Annotated in this window: 24 protein-coding genes; all 24 read right to left on the reverse strand. The window is 61.9% G+C overall.

Going from position 1 to position 16,256, the window contains the following annotated elements; translation table 11 throughout:
* Positions 1-137: 30S ribosomal protein S5 (locus tag J7J55_06895; GenBank protein MCD6142426.1), on the reverse strand; the 137-nt coding region annotated here is incomplete at its 3' end.
* On the reverse strand, positions 134-499 hold the full coding sequence (locus tag J7J55_06900) for a 50S ribosomal protein L18 (protein MCD6142427.1): 366 nt from the start codon (positions 497-499) through the stop codon (positions 134-136). The genes J7J55_06900 and J7J55_06895, both read right to left, overlap by 4 nt.
* A gap of 10 nt (positions 500-509) precedes the next feature.
* Positions 510-1,061, reverse strand: a complete 552-nt coding sequence (gene rplF / locus J7J55_06905) for a 50S ribosomal protein L6 (GenBank protein ID MCD6142428.1) — start codon at positions 1,059-1,061, stop codon at positions 510-512.
* A 10-nt stretch (positions 1,062-1,071) separates the two neighbouring features.
* Positions 1,072-1,479: a 30S ribosomal protein S8 gene (gene rpsH, locus J7J55_06910; protein MCD6142429.1), complete on the reverse strand. Its 408-nt coding sequence runs from the start codon at positions 1,477-1,479 to the stop codon at positions 1,072-1,074.
* A gap of 8 nt (positions 1,480-1,487) precedes the next feature.
* Positions 1,488-1,673, reverse strand: coding sequence for a type Z 30S ribosomal protein S14 (locus tag J7J55_06915; protein ID MCD6142430.1), 186 nt, complete (start codon positions 1,671-1,673; stop codon positions 1,488-1,490).
* Between the two features lie 14 nt (positions 1,674-1,687).
* Positions 1,688-2,221, reverse strand: a complete 534-nt coding sequence (rplE, locus tag J7J55_06920) for a 50S ribosomal protein L5 (GenBank protein MCD6142431.1) — start codon at positions 2,219-2,221, stop codon at positions 1,688-1,690.
* A 1-nt stretch (position 2,222) separates the two neighbouring features.
* Entirely contained in the window at positions 2,223-2,534 is a 312-nt protein-coding gene (rplX, locus tag J7J55_06925) for a 50S ribosomal protein L24 (protein ID MCD6142432.1), read from the reverse strand.
* Positions 2,535-2,543: 9 nt separating this feature from the next.
* Positions 2,544-2,912: a 50S ribosomal protein L14 gene (rplN, locus tag J7J55_06930; GenBank protein ID MCD6142433.1), complete on the reverse strand. Its 369-nt coding sequence runs from the start codon at positions 2,910-2,912 to the stop codon at positions 2,544-2,546.
* 2 nt (positions 2,913-2,914) lie between these two features.
* Entirely contained in the window at positions 2,915-3,160 is a 246-nt protein-coding gene (rpsQ, locus tag J7J55_06935) for a 30S ribosomal protein S17 (GenBank protein ID MCD6142434.1), read from the reverse strand.
* Positions 3,157-3,354 (reverse strand): 50S ribosomal protein L29, encoded by a 198-nt coding sequence (gene rpmC, locus J7J55_06940; GenBank protein ID MCD6142435.1) that lies wholly within the window; start codon positions 3,352-3,354, stop codon positions 3,157-3,159. Before rpmC ends, rpsQ begins: the two co-directional genes overlap by 4 nt.
* Positions 3,351-3,782: a 50S ribosomal protein L16 gene (rplP, locus tag J7J55_06945; protein ID MCD6142436.1), complete on the reverse strand. Its 432-nt coding sequence runs from the start codon at positions 3,780-3,782 to the stop codon at positions 3,351-3,353. Before rplP ends, rpmC begins: the two co-directional genes overlap by 4 nt.
* Position 3,783: 1 nt before the next feature.
* A complete protein-coding gene (rpsC, locus tag J7J55_06950; protein ID MCD6142437.1) occupies positions 3,784-4,443 on the reverse strand; it encodes a 30S ribosomal protein S3 in 660 nt (219 codons plus the stop codon).
* Positions 4,443-4,784 (reverse strand): 50S ribosomal protein L22, encoded by a 342-nt coding sequence (gene rplV, locus J7J55_06955; GenBank protein MCD6142438.1) that lies wholly within the window; start codon positions 4,782-4,784, stop codon positions 4,443-4,445. The genes rpsC and rplV overlap by 1 nt, the downstream gene beginning before the upstream one ends.
* A 10-nt stretch (positions 4,785-4,794) precedes the next feature.
* Positions 4,795-5,079, reverse strand: a complete 285-nt coding sequence (gene rpsS, locus J7J55_06960) for a 30S ribosomal protein S19 (GenBank protein ID MCD6142439.1) — start codon at positions 5,077-5,079, stop codon at positions 4,795-4,797.
* 3 nt (positions 5,080-5,082) lie between these two features.
* A complete protein-coding gene (rplB, locus tag J7J55_06965) occupies positions 5,083-5,919 on the reverse strand; it encodes a 50S ribosomal protein L2 (GenBank protein ID MCD6142440.1) in 837 nt (278 codons plus the stop codon).
* Positions 5,920-5,923: 4 nt separating this feature from the next.
* On the reverse strand, positions 5,924-6,223 hold the full coding sequence (gene rplW / locus J7J55_06970) for a 50S ribosomal protein L23 (GenBank protein MCD6142441.1): 300 nt from the start codon (positions 6,221-6,223) through the stop codon (positions 5,924-5,926).
* A 1-nt stretch (position 6,224) separates the two neighbouring features.
* Positions 6,225-6,857: a 50S ribosomal protein L4 gene (gene rplD, locus J7J55_06975; GenBank protein ID MCD6142442.1), complete on the reverse strand. Its 633-nt coding sequence runs from the start codon at positions 6,855-6,857 to the stop codon at positions 6,225-6,227.
* A complete protein-coding gene (gene rplC / locus J7J55_06980) occupies positions 6,850-7,473 on the reverse strand; it encodes a 50S ribosomal protein L3 (protein ID MCD6142443.1) in 624 nt (207 codons plus the stop codon). The genes rplD and rplC overlap by 8 nt, the downstream gene beginning before the upstream one ends.
* Positions 7,474-7,490: 17 nt before the next feature.
* On the reverse strand, positions 7,491-7,799 hold the full coding sequence (gene rpsJ, locus J7J55_06985) for a 30S ribosomal protein S10 (GenBank protein MCD6142444.1): 309 nt from the start codon (positions 7,797-7,799) through the stop codon (positions 7,491-7,493).
* 2 nt (positions 7,800-7,801) lie between these two features.
* Positions 7,802-9,877, reverse strand: coding sequence for an elongation factor G (gene fusA / locus J7J55_06990; GenBank protein ID MCD6142445.1), 2,076 nt, complete (start codon positions 9,875-9,877; stop codon positions 7,802-7,804).
* A gap of 15 nt (positions 9,878-9,892) precedes the next feature.
* Positions 9,893-10,351 carry a 30S ribosomal protein S7 gene (rpsG, locus tag J7J55_06995; GenBank protein MCD6142446.1) on the reverse strand — a complete coding sequence of 153 codons (459 nt, stop codon included), beginning with the start codon at positions 10,349-10,351 and terminating at the stop codon, positions 9,893-9,895.
* 4 nt (positions 10,352-10,355) lie between these two features.
* Positions 10,356-10,724 carry a 30S ribosomal protein S12 gene (locus J7J55_07000; GenBank protein MCD6142447.1) on the reverse strand — a complete coding sequence of 123 codons (369 nt, stop codon included), beginning with the start codon at positions 10,722-10,724 and terminating at the stop codon, positions 10,356-10,358.
* 31 nt (positions 10,725-10,755) lie between these two features.
* Complete coding sequence (gene rpoC / locus J7J55_07005; protein ID MCD6142448.1) at positions 10,756-15,738, reverse strand: DNA-directed RNA polymerase subunit beta'; 4,983 nt, start codon at positions 15,736-15,738, stop codon at positions 10,756-10,758.
* Between the two features lie 26 nt (positions 15,739-15,764).
* Complete coding sequence (locus tag J7J55_07010) at positions 15,765-16,022, reverse strand: FmdB family transcriptional regulator (GenBank protein MCD6142449.1); 258 nt, start codon at positions 16,020-16,022, stop codon at positions 15,765-15,767.
* Positions 16,023-16,256 lie beyond the last annotated feature (234 nt).

Consider the following 16,256-nt stretch of genomic DNA (forward strand, 5'->3'; position numbering starts at 1 on the left):
ACCCCGACCCCGACGTGCCCCTTCCGGTCGCCGATGACGATCGTCACCCGGAACTTCAGGTTGCGACCACCCTTGGTGACCTTGCTCACCCGCCTGATGTCGATTATTTCGTTCTCAAATTCGTCGTTTGTGATCAAAACTCCAACCCTCCCTTGCGTGCGGCATCGGCCAGGGCGGCCACCACTCCGTGGTAGGGATAGCCGCCGCGGTCGAACACGACCCGCTCGATCCCCAGGTCCTTCGCGCGCTTGGCCAACAGCTCCCCGACCTTGGTGGCAGCGGGAATGTTGCACCCCTTCACCTGATCGCGCAGCTCAGGATCCAGGGTTGAAGCGGCCGCCAGCGTCCTTCCGGCTGTGTCGTCGATCAGTTGAGCGTACACGTGGCGCAGGCTCTTGGTGACGCACAGACGGGGACGGTCAGCCGTCCCTGAGATTCGCTTGCGGATCCGCCGGTGGCGCTTGATCCTCTCCGCTTTTCTATCAACTCTTGCCATAATCTTCACGCCCCTAGCCGGCACCCTGGCCACCGAGTTTGCCCGCCTTGTGCAGGACAATCTCGTCCTTATACCGGATCCCCTTGCCCTTGTACGGCTCCGGCTTGCGGAACGCCCGAATCTTCGCCGCCACCTGGCCCACCTGCTGCTTGTCCGCGCCGCGGATGATGACCTCGTTCGGGTTCGGCACCTCGGCCTCGATCCCCTCCGGGAGCTCGTACTCCACCGGCTGCGAGTAGCCGAGGTCGAGGGTTAACTTGCGCCCCTGCAGCCGGGCCCTGTACCCGAGTCCCTTGATCAGGAGGTGCTTCTCCCATTTCTGGGATACCCCGTGCACCATGTTCGCGAGCAGGCTGCGGTACAGCCCGTGAAACGCACGGTATTCTTTCCCCTCCTGACGGCGGGTCACAGTGGCCACCCCGTCGGCGACCTTGATCTCCACCCGGTCGGGCCGGTAATCCTGCACCAGGCGGCCGTGCGGACCCTCGACCACGATCGTCGCGTCCTTGACCGTAACCTTGACCCCTTCCGGAATCTTAACTGGAACCTTTCCTACCTTAGACATGGCATACCACCTACCACACCTCGCACAGGATCTCTCCGCCGATCCCGCGTTCCCGTGCCTCACGCCCCGAGAGGATCCCTTGCGAGGTGGAAACGATGCACGTCCCTAACCCACCGAGCGGCTGTGGAATTTCGTCCTTGCTCGCGTACACCCGCCGCGATGGCTTGCTCACGAGCCGCACCCCGGTGAGTGCCCGTTTTACGTTCTTCCGCTCCCCCTTGTACTTCAGGCGGATACGGAGCTCGGGCTGGGGATCCTTTTCGATCACTTCGTAGCCCTCGATGTACCCCTCCGCCGCGAGTATGCGCGCGATCGCTTCCTTCATCTTCGAGTGAGGCATCGTAACGTCGGGGTGGAGCTTCTCGCTCGCGTTGCGGATTCGGGTCAACATGTCGGCAATCGGATACGGGATTGTCATCGCTCCTCCTACCAACTCGCCTTTTTCACACCCGGGATCTCTCCCTTGTGCGCCAGCTTGCGGAAGCAGATCCGACAGATCCCGTAGTCCCTGATGTACCCGTGCGGCCGGCCGCAGATGCTGCAGCGATTGTAGGCCCGCACCTTGTACTTCGGTTCCCGCTTGCTTTTTACGATCAACGCCTTCTTCGCCATAATCTCCTCTTCTCCTAGTCCTTGAATGGAAGGCCGAGGGCCTTCAACAGGGCATACCCTTCTTGATCGTTCCGCGCCGTGGTCACGATCGTGATGTCCATCCCCTGCACCGTGGTGATCTCGCTGTAGGAGATCTCGGGGAATATCAGCTGCTCGGAGACCCCGAGAGTGTAGTTCCCCCGTCCATCGAACGATGAACTGGACAGCCCGCGGAAATCCCTGATCCCGGGGAGGACGACGTTGAACAGCTTGTTCAAGAACTCGTACGCCCGGTCCCGCCGCAGGGTGACCTTGCACCCGATCGGCTCGCCGGCGGTGAGGCGGAAGTCGGAGATCGATTTCTTCGCCTTGGTCACGATCGGGCGCTGCCCGGCAAGCTTGGTCAGGTTCTTCACCGCCCCCTCGAGGACCTTGGGATTGTCCTTCTCCTTGATCCCCATGTTGACGACGACCTTCTCCACTCGCGGGACCTCCATCACGTTCTTCAGATGGAGCTCCTTCATCAGTTGCGGTATGATCTCTTGTTCAAATCTCTCTTTGAGCAGCATCTTACCTGAATATCTCCCCGCAGTGCTTGCACTGCCGCATCTTCTCCCCTTCCACGATGGTGAACCCGACCCGGGTGGGAAGCCCGCATCCCGGGCAGAGGGGAAGGACGTTTGATATATGAATCGGCCCCTCCCGCTGAATGATCCCGGGCTCACGCAGCTTCTCCGTCGCGCGCTGGTGCTTGGTGATCATGTGAACGTTCTCCACGATGATCCTCTGCTTGTCCGGATAGACGACGAGCACCTTCCCGACCTTTCCCCGGTCGTTGCCCGCGATCACCTTCACCCTGTCTCCCTTGCGCACCTTCTGCATCGCAGCCTCCTACAGGACCTCAGGGGCGAGGGAGATGATCCGCATCATCTTCTTATCCCTCAGCTCACGCGCCACCGGTCCGAACACGCGCGTTCCGATCGGCTCACCCTGGTTGTTGATGAGCACGATCGCGTTGTCATCGAACCGGATATAAGTCCCGTCCTTGCGGCGGTAGGCGCTCCGGGTGCGCACGATCACCCCGCGCACGATCTGCCCCTTTTCGATGTCGCTCGTGGGGAGGCGCTTGCGCACGGAGCCCACCACGATGTCTCCGATCTCGCCGCGGCGGCGGTTCGACGGCCCGAGGATGTTGATGCAGCGGACCTGCTTCGCCCCGGAGTTGTCCGCCACCTTGAGCATTGTCTGCATCTGAATCACGGTTACGCCTCCGCTTTCTCGATGATTTCCACTAATCGCCAACGCTTCAGCCGGCTCAAGGGACGTGACTCCTCGATCTTCACCAAGTCCCCGATTCCGGCCTTTCCGCTCGGGTCGTGAGCATAGAACTTGAAGTGGCGGCGGATGTGCTTGCGGTACCGCGGATGCAGCCGCAGCTCCTCCACCCGCACCACGATCGTCTTGTCCATCTTGTCGCTCACTACCCGTCCGATCTTTACCTTCTTCATCTTCTCTCACCCCGCTTCTCGCGCGCGATGGTGAGCACGCGGGCGATGTCCCGGCGGGTCTTCCCGATCTCGGCTGAGTTGTCCAACTCGCCGGTCGCCTTCTGAAAGCGCAGGTTGAACAGCTTCCGCTTGAACTCCCGCTCCTTCTGTTCCAGCTCTTCCAACGTCATCTCGCGCAACTCTTCCGCCTTCATGCCTCTCCTCCCAGGATCGTCTTCCGCTTCAGGCGGGTAGGGATGGGAAGCTTATGGCTGACGAGCTCGTGGAGGCGCTTGGCCTGCGGCTCGTCCACCCCGGCAATCTCGAACATGACGGTTCCCGGCTTCACCACCGCAACCCAATGATCGACGGCACCCTTCCCTTTTCCCATACGGGCTTCAGCCGGGTGCTTGGTGATCGACTTGTCCGGGAAGATCCGGATCCAGATCTTGGCGTCACGGTGGGTCTTGCGGGCGATCGTGGTCCGGCACGCTTCGATCTGCTGACCGGTGATCCACGCCGGAGCGAGCGCCTGAATCCCGTACTCGCCGAAGACTACCTCATTCCCCCGCGTTGCCTTCCCTTTCATCCGGCCGCGGTGCATCTTCCTGTACTTGGTCCTCTTCGGGAAAAGAAGTGGCATCCTATCTCACCTCGTCCTCTCCGCGCTGTCCCTTGGGCGCGTGCTCCCCCCGGAAGACCCAGGCCTTAACCCCGATGTTTCCGTACTTGGTATGGGCCTCGGTGAACCCGTAATCGATGTCGGCGCGGATCGTCTGGAGCGGGACCCGTCCCTCCATCATCGTGATCGAACGGGCGATCTCCGCACCGCCGAGCCTACCGCTCACCTTGATCTTCACGCCCTCGGCCCCGGCCCCCATCACCCGGCGGATCACTTCCTTCATCGCCCGCGCCGGGGCGATCCGGGCCTCGATCTGCATCGCCACGTCCTGGGCGACCAGGGTCGCCTCCAGGTCGGGCCGATCGATCTCCTGGATCGAGATCTTCACCTTCTTCCGGGTGAGCTGCTCCAGAACCGTCTGCAGTTCCTGTATCTCGCTTCCACCTCGGCCGATCAGAATTCCCGGCCGCGCCGAGCGGATGACGATCGATACGCGATCCTCCTTCGGCCGCTCGATGTTCACTTCGGCGACCGCGGCGCGGCGATAGCGGGAGAAGATCAGATCGCGGATCTTCTTGTCCTCGGCGATGTAGAGCGGGGCGAGCTTGGGATTATACCAGTTGGATACCCATTTTCTGGTGATCCCGACCCGAAAGCCGATCGGATGTACCTTCTGCCCCATTATTCCTCCTTCTTATCGCCGACCACGATCGTAATGTGGCTCAGCCGGTGGCGGATGACATCCGCCCGTCCCATCGCGCGCGGACGCAGCCGGCGCAATGCCCGTCCCATGTCCACGGTCGCCTTGACCACGACCAATTGATCCACGTCGACGTTGTAGTTGTTCTCCGCGTTGGCGATCGCCGACTCCAACGTCTTTCGGATCGGCCGCGCCGCCTTCTTGTTGGAGAGCGACACGATCTTGAGCGCCTCGTTCACGTTCTTGCCGCGGATCTCATCGATCACCAGGCGCGCCTTGCGCGGAGATATCCGTACGTATTTCGTTACCGCTCTTGCTTCCATGTCCTCTTCCCTAAGTCAGGCTCGGAGCCCGCTTCTTCTTCATACCACCGTGGCCGCGGAAGGTGCGGGTGGGAGCGAACTCCCCCAGCTTGTGTCCGACCATGTTCTCCACGATGTACACGGGCACGTGCACCTTGCCGTTGTGGACCTTGATCGTCAACCCGACCATCTCCGGGGTGATCATCGAGGCCCGCGACCACGTCTTGATCTCCTTTAGTTCCCCACGCTTGGCCCGCTGTACCTTCTTGAGCAGGCTCTCCTTCACGTAAGGACCCTTTTTCGTCGATCTCGGCATCTTCTATCTCCTCCCCTTGCCCGCGCGCCGCACGATCAGGGCGCTCGACGCCTTGCGCTTCTTGCGCGTTCGGCCGCCCTTGGCCAGCTTCCCGGTCGGAGAGACCTGGGGCCGTCCGACCCGTGCCCGTCCTTCTCCACCGCCGTGCGGGTGATCGACCGGGTTCATCGCCACTCCGCGCACGTGCGGCTTGCGGCCGAGATGGCGCACACGCCCGGCCTTTCCATGTTTCACGTTCTTGTGGTCAGGGTTGCTCACCGCACCGATCGTGGCGCGACACTCGATATTGAATATCCGCACCTCGCCCGACGGCATGCGGATGTGTGCCCGACCGCCCTCCTTGCCGATCAGCTTGGCCGAGGTTCCGGCCGCACGGGCGACCTTCCCCCCGCTCCCTGGCGTGAGCTCCAGGTTGTGGATCGTCGCCCCGAGCGGGATCCGCCGTAGAGGCATCGCATTGCCAACGCGCACCTCTGCGTTCTCTCCCGCTTCCACGGTCGATCCGATCTCAAGTGCCATCGGAGCGATGATGTAGCGCTTCTCTCCGTCGGCGTAATGAAGGAGGGTGATCCACGCCGACCGGTTCGGGTCGTACTCGCGCGTGACGACCCGCGCCGGAATCCCCTCCTTGTCGCGGGTGAAGTCGATCACCCGGTACATCCGCTTGTGTCCGCCACCGCGGAACCGGGACGTAATCCTCCCTTGGTGATTCCGCCCTCCCTTCTTCGGAAGCGGACGCAGCAGGGACTTCTCCGGCGCGACCTTGGTCAGGTCGGAGTAATCGGGCCACTCGGCATGACGGAGCCCGGGCGAAGTCGGCTTGAATCTCTTTAGCGCCATCCTGTTATCCTCCCATCACGTCGATCCGATCGCCGGGGGCGAGCCGGACGATCGCCTTGCGCCACCGTCGCGTCCGGCCGTGCAGTTGGTTCATCCTCTCCCGACGCGGTTTTCCCGGCATATTCGCCGTCCATACCTTCTCCACCCGCACCTTGAACAGCTCCTCGACCGCCTTTCTGATCTGGACCTTATTCGCTCCCAGGGCGACCCGAAACGCATACTTGTTCTCTGCCATCTTGGACCAGGTCTCCTCGGTGAGGAGCGGTGCGATGATGACGTCTTCAGCATGTCTCAACTTTGCCATCTCAGAACCTCGCCTTCAGCTCTTCCAACGCCCCCAACGTCAAAACGAGCCCCTCATGGCGCAGGATGTCGTACACGTTCAGTCCCGGACACGCCAGGCACTTGACCTGGGGGATATTGGTGAAGGATTTCTTGACCGGAATATTATACTCGTCCCGAGAGACGACCACCAGGGCCGATCCCTCAATCCCGAGCTTGGCGAGAAGCTCGATCGCCTGTTTCGTCTTTGGGGCGGTGAACCCGGCTTTATCGACGAGGACGACCTTCCCGTTCCCAGCGCGGTCGGACAAGGCGGCCGCCAGGGCCGCCCGCTTCATCTTCTTTGGGAGCTTGATTTCATAGGAACGCGGCTTCGGCCCGAAGACCGTGCCACCGCCGACCCACAGCGGAGAGCGACGGGAGCCGGCACGGGCCCGCCCTGTACCCTTCTGGCGCCACGGCTTACGCCCTCCTCCGCGGGCCTCGCCCCGGGTCTTGGTGGAGTGCGTCCCCTGCCGTCGGTTCATAAGCTGCATCCGCACCGTGCGATAGAGGAGATCGACGTTCACCGGAGCGGCGAATATGTTCTCGTCGAGCTCCACAGTCTGCGGTTCGGCGGTTAAATCATCGAATGAATAAAGTTTCGCTTCAACCATGGCTCTTCCTCAGCTTGAGCAACGTCCCACGCGCCCCCGGGGTGGAACCGAGGAGCACGATCAGGTTCCTCTCCGGATCGACCTTGATGACGCGCAACCCCTTAACTGTCACCTGCCGCGCCCCTGCATGTCCGGGGAGCTTGCGCCCCTTGACGACGCGTCCCGGTTCCACGCACTGCCCGACCGAACCGGGACGGCGGTGGAAGTTGGAACCGTGTGTCTTCGGTCCGCCGGCGAAGTTCCACCGCTTCATAACCCCCTGGAACCCGAGTCCGCGTGAGATCCCGGTTACATCCACCTTCTCCCCCGCGGAGAAGATGTCGACCCCCACCTTATCTCCCACGTTGTAGGAAGAGGGGTCATCGACTCTGACCTCGAACAGGTAACGATGCGGCGGGACCCCGGCCTTCTCGAACTGCCCGAGGATCGGCTTCTTCACCTTCCGGGCTGGGATCTCCTCATAACCGAGTTGAAGGGCGTTGTAGCCGTCCGTCTCCTCAGTCTTCACCCTCACCACCGTGCACGGCGGAGCGACGATCACCGTCGCCCCGACGGCGCGGTCCTCGACGAAGACCTGCGTCATCCCAATCTTTCGCGCCATTATTCCTAGAGCCATCCTCGTGAACCTCCGTCTTATAGCTTGATCTCGATATCGATCCCCGTAGGGAGTTCGATATCCATCAGGGCGTTGATCGTCTCCGAGGTCGGCTCCTTGATGTCGAGCAAACGGGTGTGAATCTTCCGTTCAAAGTGCTCCATCGACCGCTTGTCGATGTGCGGGGAACGGAGGACCGTGTAAATCCGCCTTCTCGTGGGGAGCGGTATCGGTCCGGATATCTTGGCCCGCGTCTCCTTCGCCGCCTCCACGATCTTGCGAACAGAACTGTCCACCAGCTCGTGGTCATAGCCCCGCAGTTTAATTCTTATCTTCTCTCTCGCCATGGCTAGTAACCTCTACGTCTTATTATTTCTTCCTTCAACCTCTCCGGCACGACCTCGTACCGCGTCACCCGCAGGGTATAACTCGCCCTACCTTGGGTGAGCGAACGCAACTGCGTTGCGTACCCGAAGGTCTCCGCCAGCGGGACGGCGACCGATATGATCTGAACCGTCCCCCGCGATTTCAACTCACGGATCTCCCCGCGGCGACGCGAAAGATCCTCCAGTACCTCACCCAAATATTCCCCGGGGGTGATCACCTCTCCCTCCATGATCGGCTCGAGAAGGTCAAAAGTCCCCTCCTCATACGCCTTATGGAGTGCACCGGCAGCAGCCGCGCGGAAGGCAATCTCCGAGGAATCGACCGGGTGAAAAGACCCACCAACCAGGGTGGCCCCGATGTCCACTAAAGGATAACCGGCGAGGGGGCCATTTGTCAACGTCTCCCGTAGGGTTGTCTCCACGACCGCGCGGTACTCACGAGGGATTTCATCCTCTTTTATCGCGTCGGTAAACCGAAACCCGCTCCCGCGCGGAAGCGGCTCGAACCGGATGATGACGTGTGCATACTGTCCCCGCCCTGCCGTCTGGCGCTCGAACCTCTCTTCCACCTCGACCGCCTCCCGGAGTGTCTCGCGGTAGGCGACCTGGGGCGGGCCGACCAGGGCCTGCACCCCGAGCTCCTCGCGCAGGCGGCGGATCAGGACCTCAAGGTGGAGTTCCCCCATCCCGGCGATGATCGTCTGGTTCGTGGTCTCGTCGACCGATACCCGGAACGTGGGGTCCTCGGCGGCGAGCTTGCGCAGCCCATCCTCGAGGGCGTCCTGTTCGGCCTCGGTGCGCGGTTCCACCGCTACGAACACGACCGGTTCGGGAAACTGGATCTTCTCGAGCAGGATCGGAGCTTTGGGATCGCAGAGGGTATCGCCGGTATTGATCGGGCTTGAACTGACCACAGCGACGATGTCCCCGGCCGCGGTCGCGTCGAGCGGGGTCCGCTTGTCGGCGTGCATGCGGAAGATCTTGGTGAGGCGGATCTTCTTGCCGGTGGAGGAGTTGAGGATCGTCTCCCCTACCTTGACCGTTCCGGAATAGACCCGGACGAACACGAGCCTCCCGGCATAGCGGTCCGTCACTACCTTGAACGCGAGCGCGGCAAACGGCTCGCTGGGATCAGCACGGCGAATTCCCTCCCCGTTCACCCCGGCAATTGGGGGGATATCGACCGGAGAGGGAAGGTAGCGGACGATCGCATCGAGGAGGGGTTGCACTCCCTGGTTCTGAAACGCCGCCCCGCCGAGGACCGGGATCAACCGCTTCTCGATGCATCCTCGCCGCAGTCCGGCGTGGAACAGCTCCGGATCGACATCTCCCCTCTCCAGGTACTGCTCCATCACTCGGTCGTCATGCTCGGCTACCCGCTCGAGCGCCTGTTCCCGGTAACGGGCGACCTCTTCAGCAAGAGACTCCGGGACCGGGAGGAGTTCGAACTTCTTCCCCTTCGATTCCTGGTCCCAGACGATCAGCCGCTGCTCGATCAGGTCGATCATCCCCAGCAGGCGGCGGTCCTCGTCCTGGTACGGAATCTGCAGCGGGACGGTCCTCCCCCCGAGCCGTTCCTCGATCATGCGCAGGGTCCCGTAGTAGTCCGCCTCGGCGCGATCGAGCTTGTTGACGAACGCGATACGCGGGATCCCGTAGCGGTCGGCCTGATGCCAGACCGCCTCGGATTGGGATTCGACCATCTCCACCCCGGAGAAGATGACCACTCCGCCATCGAGGACGCGCAGAGACCGCTCCACCTCGGCGGTGAAGTCAACGTGCCCCGGGGTGTCGATGATGTTTATCCGATGTCCCTTCCACGGGCAGGTGGTCGCGGCGGAGGTGATGGTGATCCCTCGCTCCCGTTCCTGCTGCATCCAGTCCATCTCGGTATCCCCTTCATGCACCTCACCCATCTTGTGGGTGCGACCGGTGTAATAGAGGATCCGCTCGGTAGTGGTCGTCTTTCCGGCGTCGATGTGGGCAATGATCCCGATGTTGCGGACCTTCTCCAAGCCCACATTATCGGCGCTGGACATGGACGGGATGAGGGATTACCAGCGGTAGTGGGCGAAGGCGCGGTTCGCCTCGGCCATCCGATGGGCTTCGAGACGCTTACCGTACGCTTTGCCCTCTTTGTTCGCTGCGTTCAGGATCTCAGCGGCGAGGCGCTCGGCCATCGTTCGTTCGCCACGCTCGCGCGCTGCTTTCACGATCCAACGCAGGGCGAGTGCGGTCTGACGGTCGGGCGGAACCTCGTATGGCACCTGGTAGTTGGCCCCCCCGACGCGGCGGGTGCGCACCTCGAGGCGGGGGGAACAATTGGCGACCGCGGTGTTCACCACTTCAAGGGGGGGAACTTCGCTCCGCTTCTCGATCCGTTCCAAGGCTTCGTACACGATCCGCTCGGCGACGGATTTCTTCCCGTCGAGCATCACGTAGTTGATCAACTTGGAGAGGAGCTTGCTGTTGTATTTGATGTCCGGTTTGACGTCACGACCTGGGATCTGCATGCCCTCAGCTCCTCTTCGTCCCGTACTTGGACCGCCCCTGGCGGCGCCCCTCCACTCCCTCGGCGTCCATCGTGCCGCGGATGATGTGGTAGCGAACCCCAGGGAGGTCCTTGACACGACCGCCGCGCACCAGCACCATCGAGTGCTCCTGCAGGTTGTGCCCTTCTCCTCCGATGTAAGCCGTGACTTCCTTTCCGTTGCTCAATCGGACACGCGCTACCTTCCGCAACGCGGAATTCGGCTTCTTCGGCGTGCGAGTGTACACGCGGGTGCATACCCCACGCCGCTGCGGACACGAGGAAAGGGCCGGAGCCTTGCTCTTCTTCCCCTTCGGCTTACGTCCCAATCTAATTAGTTGATTAATCGTCGGCATAATCACTCTCCAATGTGGCGTGAATTTTAGGTCAGTCCTCGGAGTCTGTCAAGGGATCATCCGGAGCCGCTTCGACCGTCTGCACTGCCTGCTCAGCGGTCTGTGCCCCAGGGAACCCGGTCCCAGCCGGGATCCTCTTCCCCACGATGATGCTCGGCTTGAGCCCTTCGAGCTCGTCCGCCTCCCCGCGCAGGGCTGCCTCCGCGAGGACCTTGGTCGTCCGTTGGAACGAGGCGGCTGACAGCCATCCCTTCGTCTGCAGGGCGGCCTTGGAGATGCGCAGGAGTTCCCTCTCCCCGAGCGGGAGCTGTTTCTCCAACACCGGGACCTCGATCGTTTCGTCTCCCTGCCGCACGCGGATCGTCTCGATCGCCGCCCGGGCAGCGGCGTGAAGGATCTCTGGGGTCAATTCCGTCCCGGCCTGGGCGATCAGGTGTCCCTTGGCAACGACGTCTTCCGCGATTTCCGCCCCGATCAGCTCCTTCTGCAGCTGACGTGCGCGAGCGTTCCACTCCGAGAGGCGGCTTACTTCCTCCTGGAATTCCTCGAGCGGGACGAGGTCCCCGAGGAGGAAGCGGGAATCCCCCCGCTCCACGATCCGCACGTTGTTCAGGATCTGACGGATGATCACTTCCAGGTGCTTGTCGTTGATGTCCACTCCCTGCGCCTTGTACACCTTGTGGATCTCGGTGATCAGGTACTCACGCGTCTTGTTCACCCCGGCCGAGTCGAGGAGGGTATGGGGAGCGACCACCCCCTTGGTGAGGAGGTCTCCCTTCTTCACCTTGTCCCCCACGTGGACGACGACCGCCTGATCGGTCTCGACCACGCTCTTGTAGCGGAGGTAGACACGGGTTACCTCGCCTTCCGGCTCCACCCGATCGACGAGCGCTTCCCCGGCATGGTCGACCTCGAGGCGGACGAGCGGTTCCCCTTCTCGTACCCTCTCCCCGTTCCCTTTGGTCGGGGAGACATCCTGGGTTATGGGGAAGCGGATGGCCCTCCCATCCGGGTTATAGACGATGATCCTCCCCGGGATAATGCGGACGATTCCCTCTCCCTCGGCAGCGATGAAGATCGGCTTAGAGCGCGAGGTGAGGGGGTCGCCCTCCTTCACGGTCGTTCCCGGCTCGACGAGCATCCGTGACCCGTATGGGATTTCATGAGAGAACACCTCTCCGGAATCGGTTACGAGCTCGAAGGTGCGCGATTTCCCCTCCGGCCCCCTGATCGTCCCGTCCTTCTCCGCCACGATCGGCTCGATGTTGAACCGCTCGGTGAGGGGATCCCCCTCCTTGACCCGGTCTCCGTCCTTGACGCACGGAGTGGCGTTCGGAGGGAGGGGATAAGCCCGATCGCCGGAGGCGGTGTCGATCACGAACATCTCTCGTGCCCCATCGGAGCGGGAGAGGATGTAGACCTCGCCTGCACACGGGCTTCCCGCATCAAGGAGCTCGTCCACACTTCCAAGTTCGTCACCGGGCTCCGCCTTGCACAGGAGGGTCGGGAGGACGAGGGTACGTGCCTCACTCGTGATCTCGATCTGATCCTTGCCCGCATGGGTAGGAACGATCGCGGTTACGTGCCCGTCGAGGGGGGAGATCCCGGCCTGGCCGCTCTTCAGCGTCTTGCGCGCCTCGAACAGCTCCTCAGCGCGCGGGAGCCCTTGGGTGATGTCCTCACCGGCGACTCCACCAGTGTGGAACGTCCGCATCGTCAACTGGGTTCCGGGTTCACCGACCGACTGAGCGGCGATCACCCCGACCGCCGTCCCGAGGGCGACCGGCTTGTGGTTACTCATGTCGTATCCGTAGCAGAGCTGGCAGACCCCGCCCTTGGTCTCGCAGGTCATCGGAGAGCGGATCACGATCCGTGGGCGGACCGTGATCGCCTCCACCTTGGCTGCGCGTAGGAGCTCGAGCAGGTGAGAGGTGATCAGCTCATCCTGCTTGACCAAGACCTGGCCGGTCTTCGGGTCGTGCACTTCCTCCACGCTCTTCGTCCCGACCACCCGTTCAGCGCTGGACTTGTCCTTGAGCGGGATGGTCACCTGAAGGTTGCCGATGTGGTGCGCCATCTCCTTGGTGATCCACTCGTTCGCCGCGACGAGGACCTCCCCGGTCTCCGGATCGATGATCGGTTGGCTTGTCACCCTCCCGTAGATCCGCTCCTCGATCGACTCCATCACCTCGTACTGACTGAACCGGAGAGGGTCGATGTCTATCCCCTGCGCGGTGCCGCAATCGTGCTCTTTGACGATCGTGTCCGAAGTGGCATCGACGAGCCGGCGCGTCAGATAACCGGAGTCTGCGGTCTTGAGCGCGGTGTCGGCCGCCCCTTTCCGCCCCCCGTGGGTGGAGATGAAGTACTCCATCATGTCCAACCCCTCGCGGAAGTTGGAAATGACCGGCATCTCGATGATCTCTCCGGATGGACCGGCCATCGGACCGCGCATCCCGGAGAGCTGCTTGACCTGGTCCGGCCCTCCCCGCGCCCCGGACGTGACCATCCCGTACACCGGATTGAACTTGTGGCGACGCAGGTTCTCCATCGTCGCTTTCTCGACTTCATCGACCGTCCGCCGCCAGACGCGGATCACTGCAGCTCGGCGCTCCTCCTCGGTCGCGAGACCGAGTCGCCACATCTTGTTGATCCGCTGCACTACGGCGTAGGCCTCCTTGATGATCTCCTCCTTCTCCGGCGGGATGAGGCAATCGGTGATCGAGATCGTCAGTCCGGCCTGGGTGGCGTACTTGAACCCGATCGTCTTCAGACTGTCGAGGAGCTCAGCGGTACGGGCCCAGCCGAACCGATCGTAGCATTCAGTAAGGATCCGTTTTACAACCCGGCGGTCGAATACGCGGTTGTAATCGCGGATTTCAGGAGGGAGGAACTGGTTCAACTCGGCACGGCCGAGGGTGGTGTCCATGATCTTTCCATCGATCCGGATCTTCACCGGGGCGTGCAGGTCGAGGATCCCCTCCTCGTACGCGCGCCGCGCCTCGTCCAGGTCGCGGAACGCCTTTCCTGCCCCCTTCCCTTCCTCGTCGAGCAGGGTAAGGTAGTAATAAGCGAAGATCGGGTCCTGGGTCGGGACGCTGAGCGGCTCACCGTTCGCCGGGGAGAGGATGTTGCGTGGAGCGGCCATCAGCTCCCGCGCCTCTCGGATCGCCTCCGGGGACAGGGGGAGGTGTACCGCCATCTGGTCACCGTCGAAGTCGGCATTGTACGGTGGGCAGACGAACGGATGGATGTGAATCGCGTCTCCATCGACGAGGACCGGCTCGAACGCCTGGATCGACAGCCGGTGCAGGGTGGGAGCGCGGTTCAACAGGACAGGATGGTCCTTGATCAACTTATCCAGAATGTCCCATACCTCCGGCATCTCGCCCCGTAGCGCCTTGTTCTTGATCTCGTCGAAGTCGGAGAAGGTGATCGTCTCCAGGTGGTGGAGGATGAACGGCTTGAACAGTTCAAGTGCCATCTTCTTTGGAATCCCGCACTGGGATAGCTTCAGCTTCGGGTCGACCACGATCACCGCCCGGCCCGAGTAGTCGACGCGGCGGCCGAGCAGGTTGCGCCGCAGGCGTCCGTGCTTCCCGTGGATCCGTTCGGAGAGGGACTTGAGCGGACGATTGTCCCTCCCTTTGATCGGGGTCTCCTTCTTCTCGTTGTGGATCAGGGCGTCGACTGCCTCTTGGAGCATCCGCCGTTCGTTCCGCAGGATCACCTCAGGAGCTCCCATGTCGATCAGTTTCTTCAAGCGGTTATTACGGTTGATGATCCGACGGTACAGGTCGTTCAGGTCGGTGGTGGCGAACTTTCCCCCTTCGAGCTGGATCATCGGACGGAGGGCGGGAGGGAGGACCGGGATCACCTCGAGGACCATGTCCTGAGGGTCGTTCCCGGAAGCGCGGAGCTGGTCAACCACCTCGAGCTGCTTGATCAGGCGGCGTCGGTTTCCGGCCGAGGTCTCCTGACGGATCCGCTCGGTCAGCTCGCGGTGCAGCTCCTCGAGGTCGAGGGAAGCGAGCAACCCCTTGATCCCCGCCGCCCCGGTCATCGCCACAAACCCATCCGGGTAGATCCGCTCGTACGCTCGTTTCTCCAGCCGGTTCAGCCGGTCCCCCGGCTTCAGCGGGACCGCAGGGTCCTTGACCTTGGTGACGAGGAACACGAGGCTGTCCAGTACCTCCTGATCGATCGCTTCCCCTTCCACCGCCGGCCCGTAACGCTCGACGAGCATCCGGTAGGCGGTATGGGAGCAGATCTCATCTACCGGACGCTCGGCGATTACGGTCTCCGCCTCGATTTCATCTCCATCCTCAACCAATATCGGGACATCTCCGACGATCGGGTACTCCTGCGATCCGACGACCACGGCCTTGAAGTGCTCCCCGTTCTTCAGCCTCCGCTCCTCAATCGTCACCTTTCCGGCCTCGTCCGCGATCACACGCGGAGCGTCCTCCACGTAATAGGCCTGTTCCACCGTGAACGGGAACGCGCTCGATAGGATGTCCACCTCCGAGGTGTACATCGTCTCCCCGGGACGGATCTCCTTGCAGTCGGACGAGGTGACGATGTACAGCGCCTGCTCGAGCGGTTCGGTCTCGTAGTACGCGATCCGTTGTAACTCCTTCTTCTTCATCCCCAGAAGCCGGCTCAGCAGGCTCGATACCCCTTTCAGGTACCAGAAGTGAACGACCGGGCTCGCTAGGGAGATGTGCCCCATGAACACGCGCCGTACCGAGGAATCGGTGACGAGTACGTGGCACTTCTCGCATGTGATCCCCTCATATTTCTTCCCCTTGTACTTCCCGCAGGCGCACTCGTAGTCGTTCTCCGGGCCGAAGATCTCCTCGGCGTACAGCCCGCCCCGTTCCGGCTTATGGGTTCGGTAGTTGATCGTCTCCGACTCGGTCACCTCTCCGTGTGACCAGCTGAGTATCACCGACGGGGAAGCAAACTGAAGTTTTATCCGCTTAATGTCGTCCCCAGAGATCAATATGTTCACCTCTCGAATAGGTCTTTCCGCCGCTGTTATGCGTCTGCCTTGGTATCGCTCGCCGGTTCCTTCTTCTTGGATTCGGCCCCGGAACCGGATGGGGCCTTGCTCTTCTTCCGGTAATCGGTGGTGTAGTATCCGCTTCCTTTGTATACGACCCCAATGCGAGGGAGGAGGCGTCGCACCCGGGTGCTCCCGCACTGCGGGCAGATCGGTTCTTCTTTATTGCCATTAACATGCAAAATCTTAAATTCAAATCCGCAATCTTCGCATTCGTAACGGTAAAATGGCATACCCACCCCCTTCTCCCTTTCTGGGGAAATCCGGAACAACAATCTCGCGCAAACAGCATCTGCTGAAATCTTCACGTAAGTATAGCTCAGGGCGTGGCTTTTTCAAGGGCAAGAGTTGTCTCATACAAGATGAGCATGAGGGATCGCTGGCATCGCGAGCGCGTGGGTCATATCAGATTATGTAGGGAGGTTCCTCATCTCAGCCAAGCAACACATCAAGGAGCATCATCACCG

It is taken from the genome of Candidatus Bipolaricaulota bacterium (genome assembly GCA_021159055.1).
Taxonomy (GTDB): domain Bacteria; phylum Bipolaricaulota; class Bipolaricaulia; order UBA7950; family UBA9294; genus S016-54.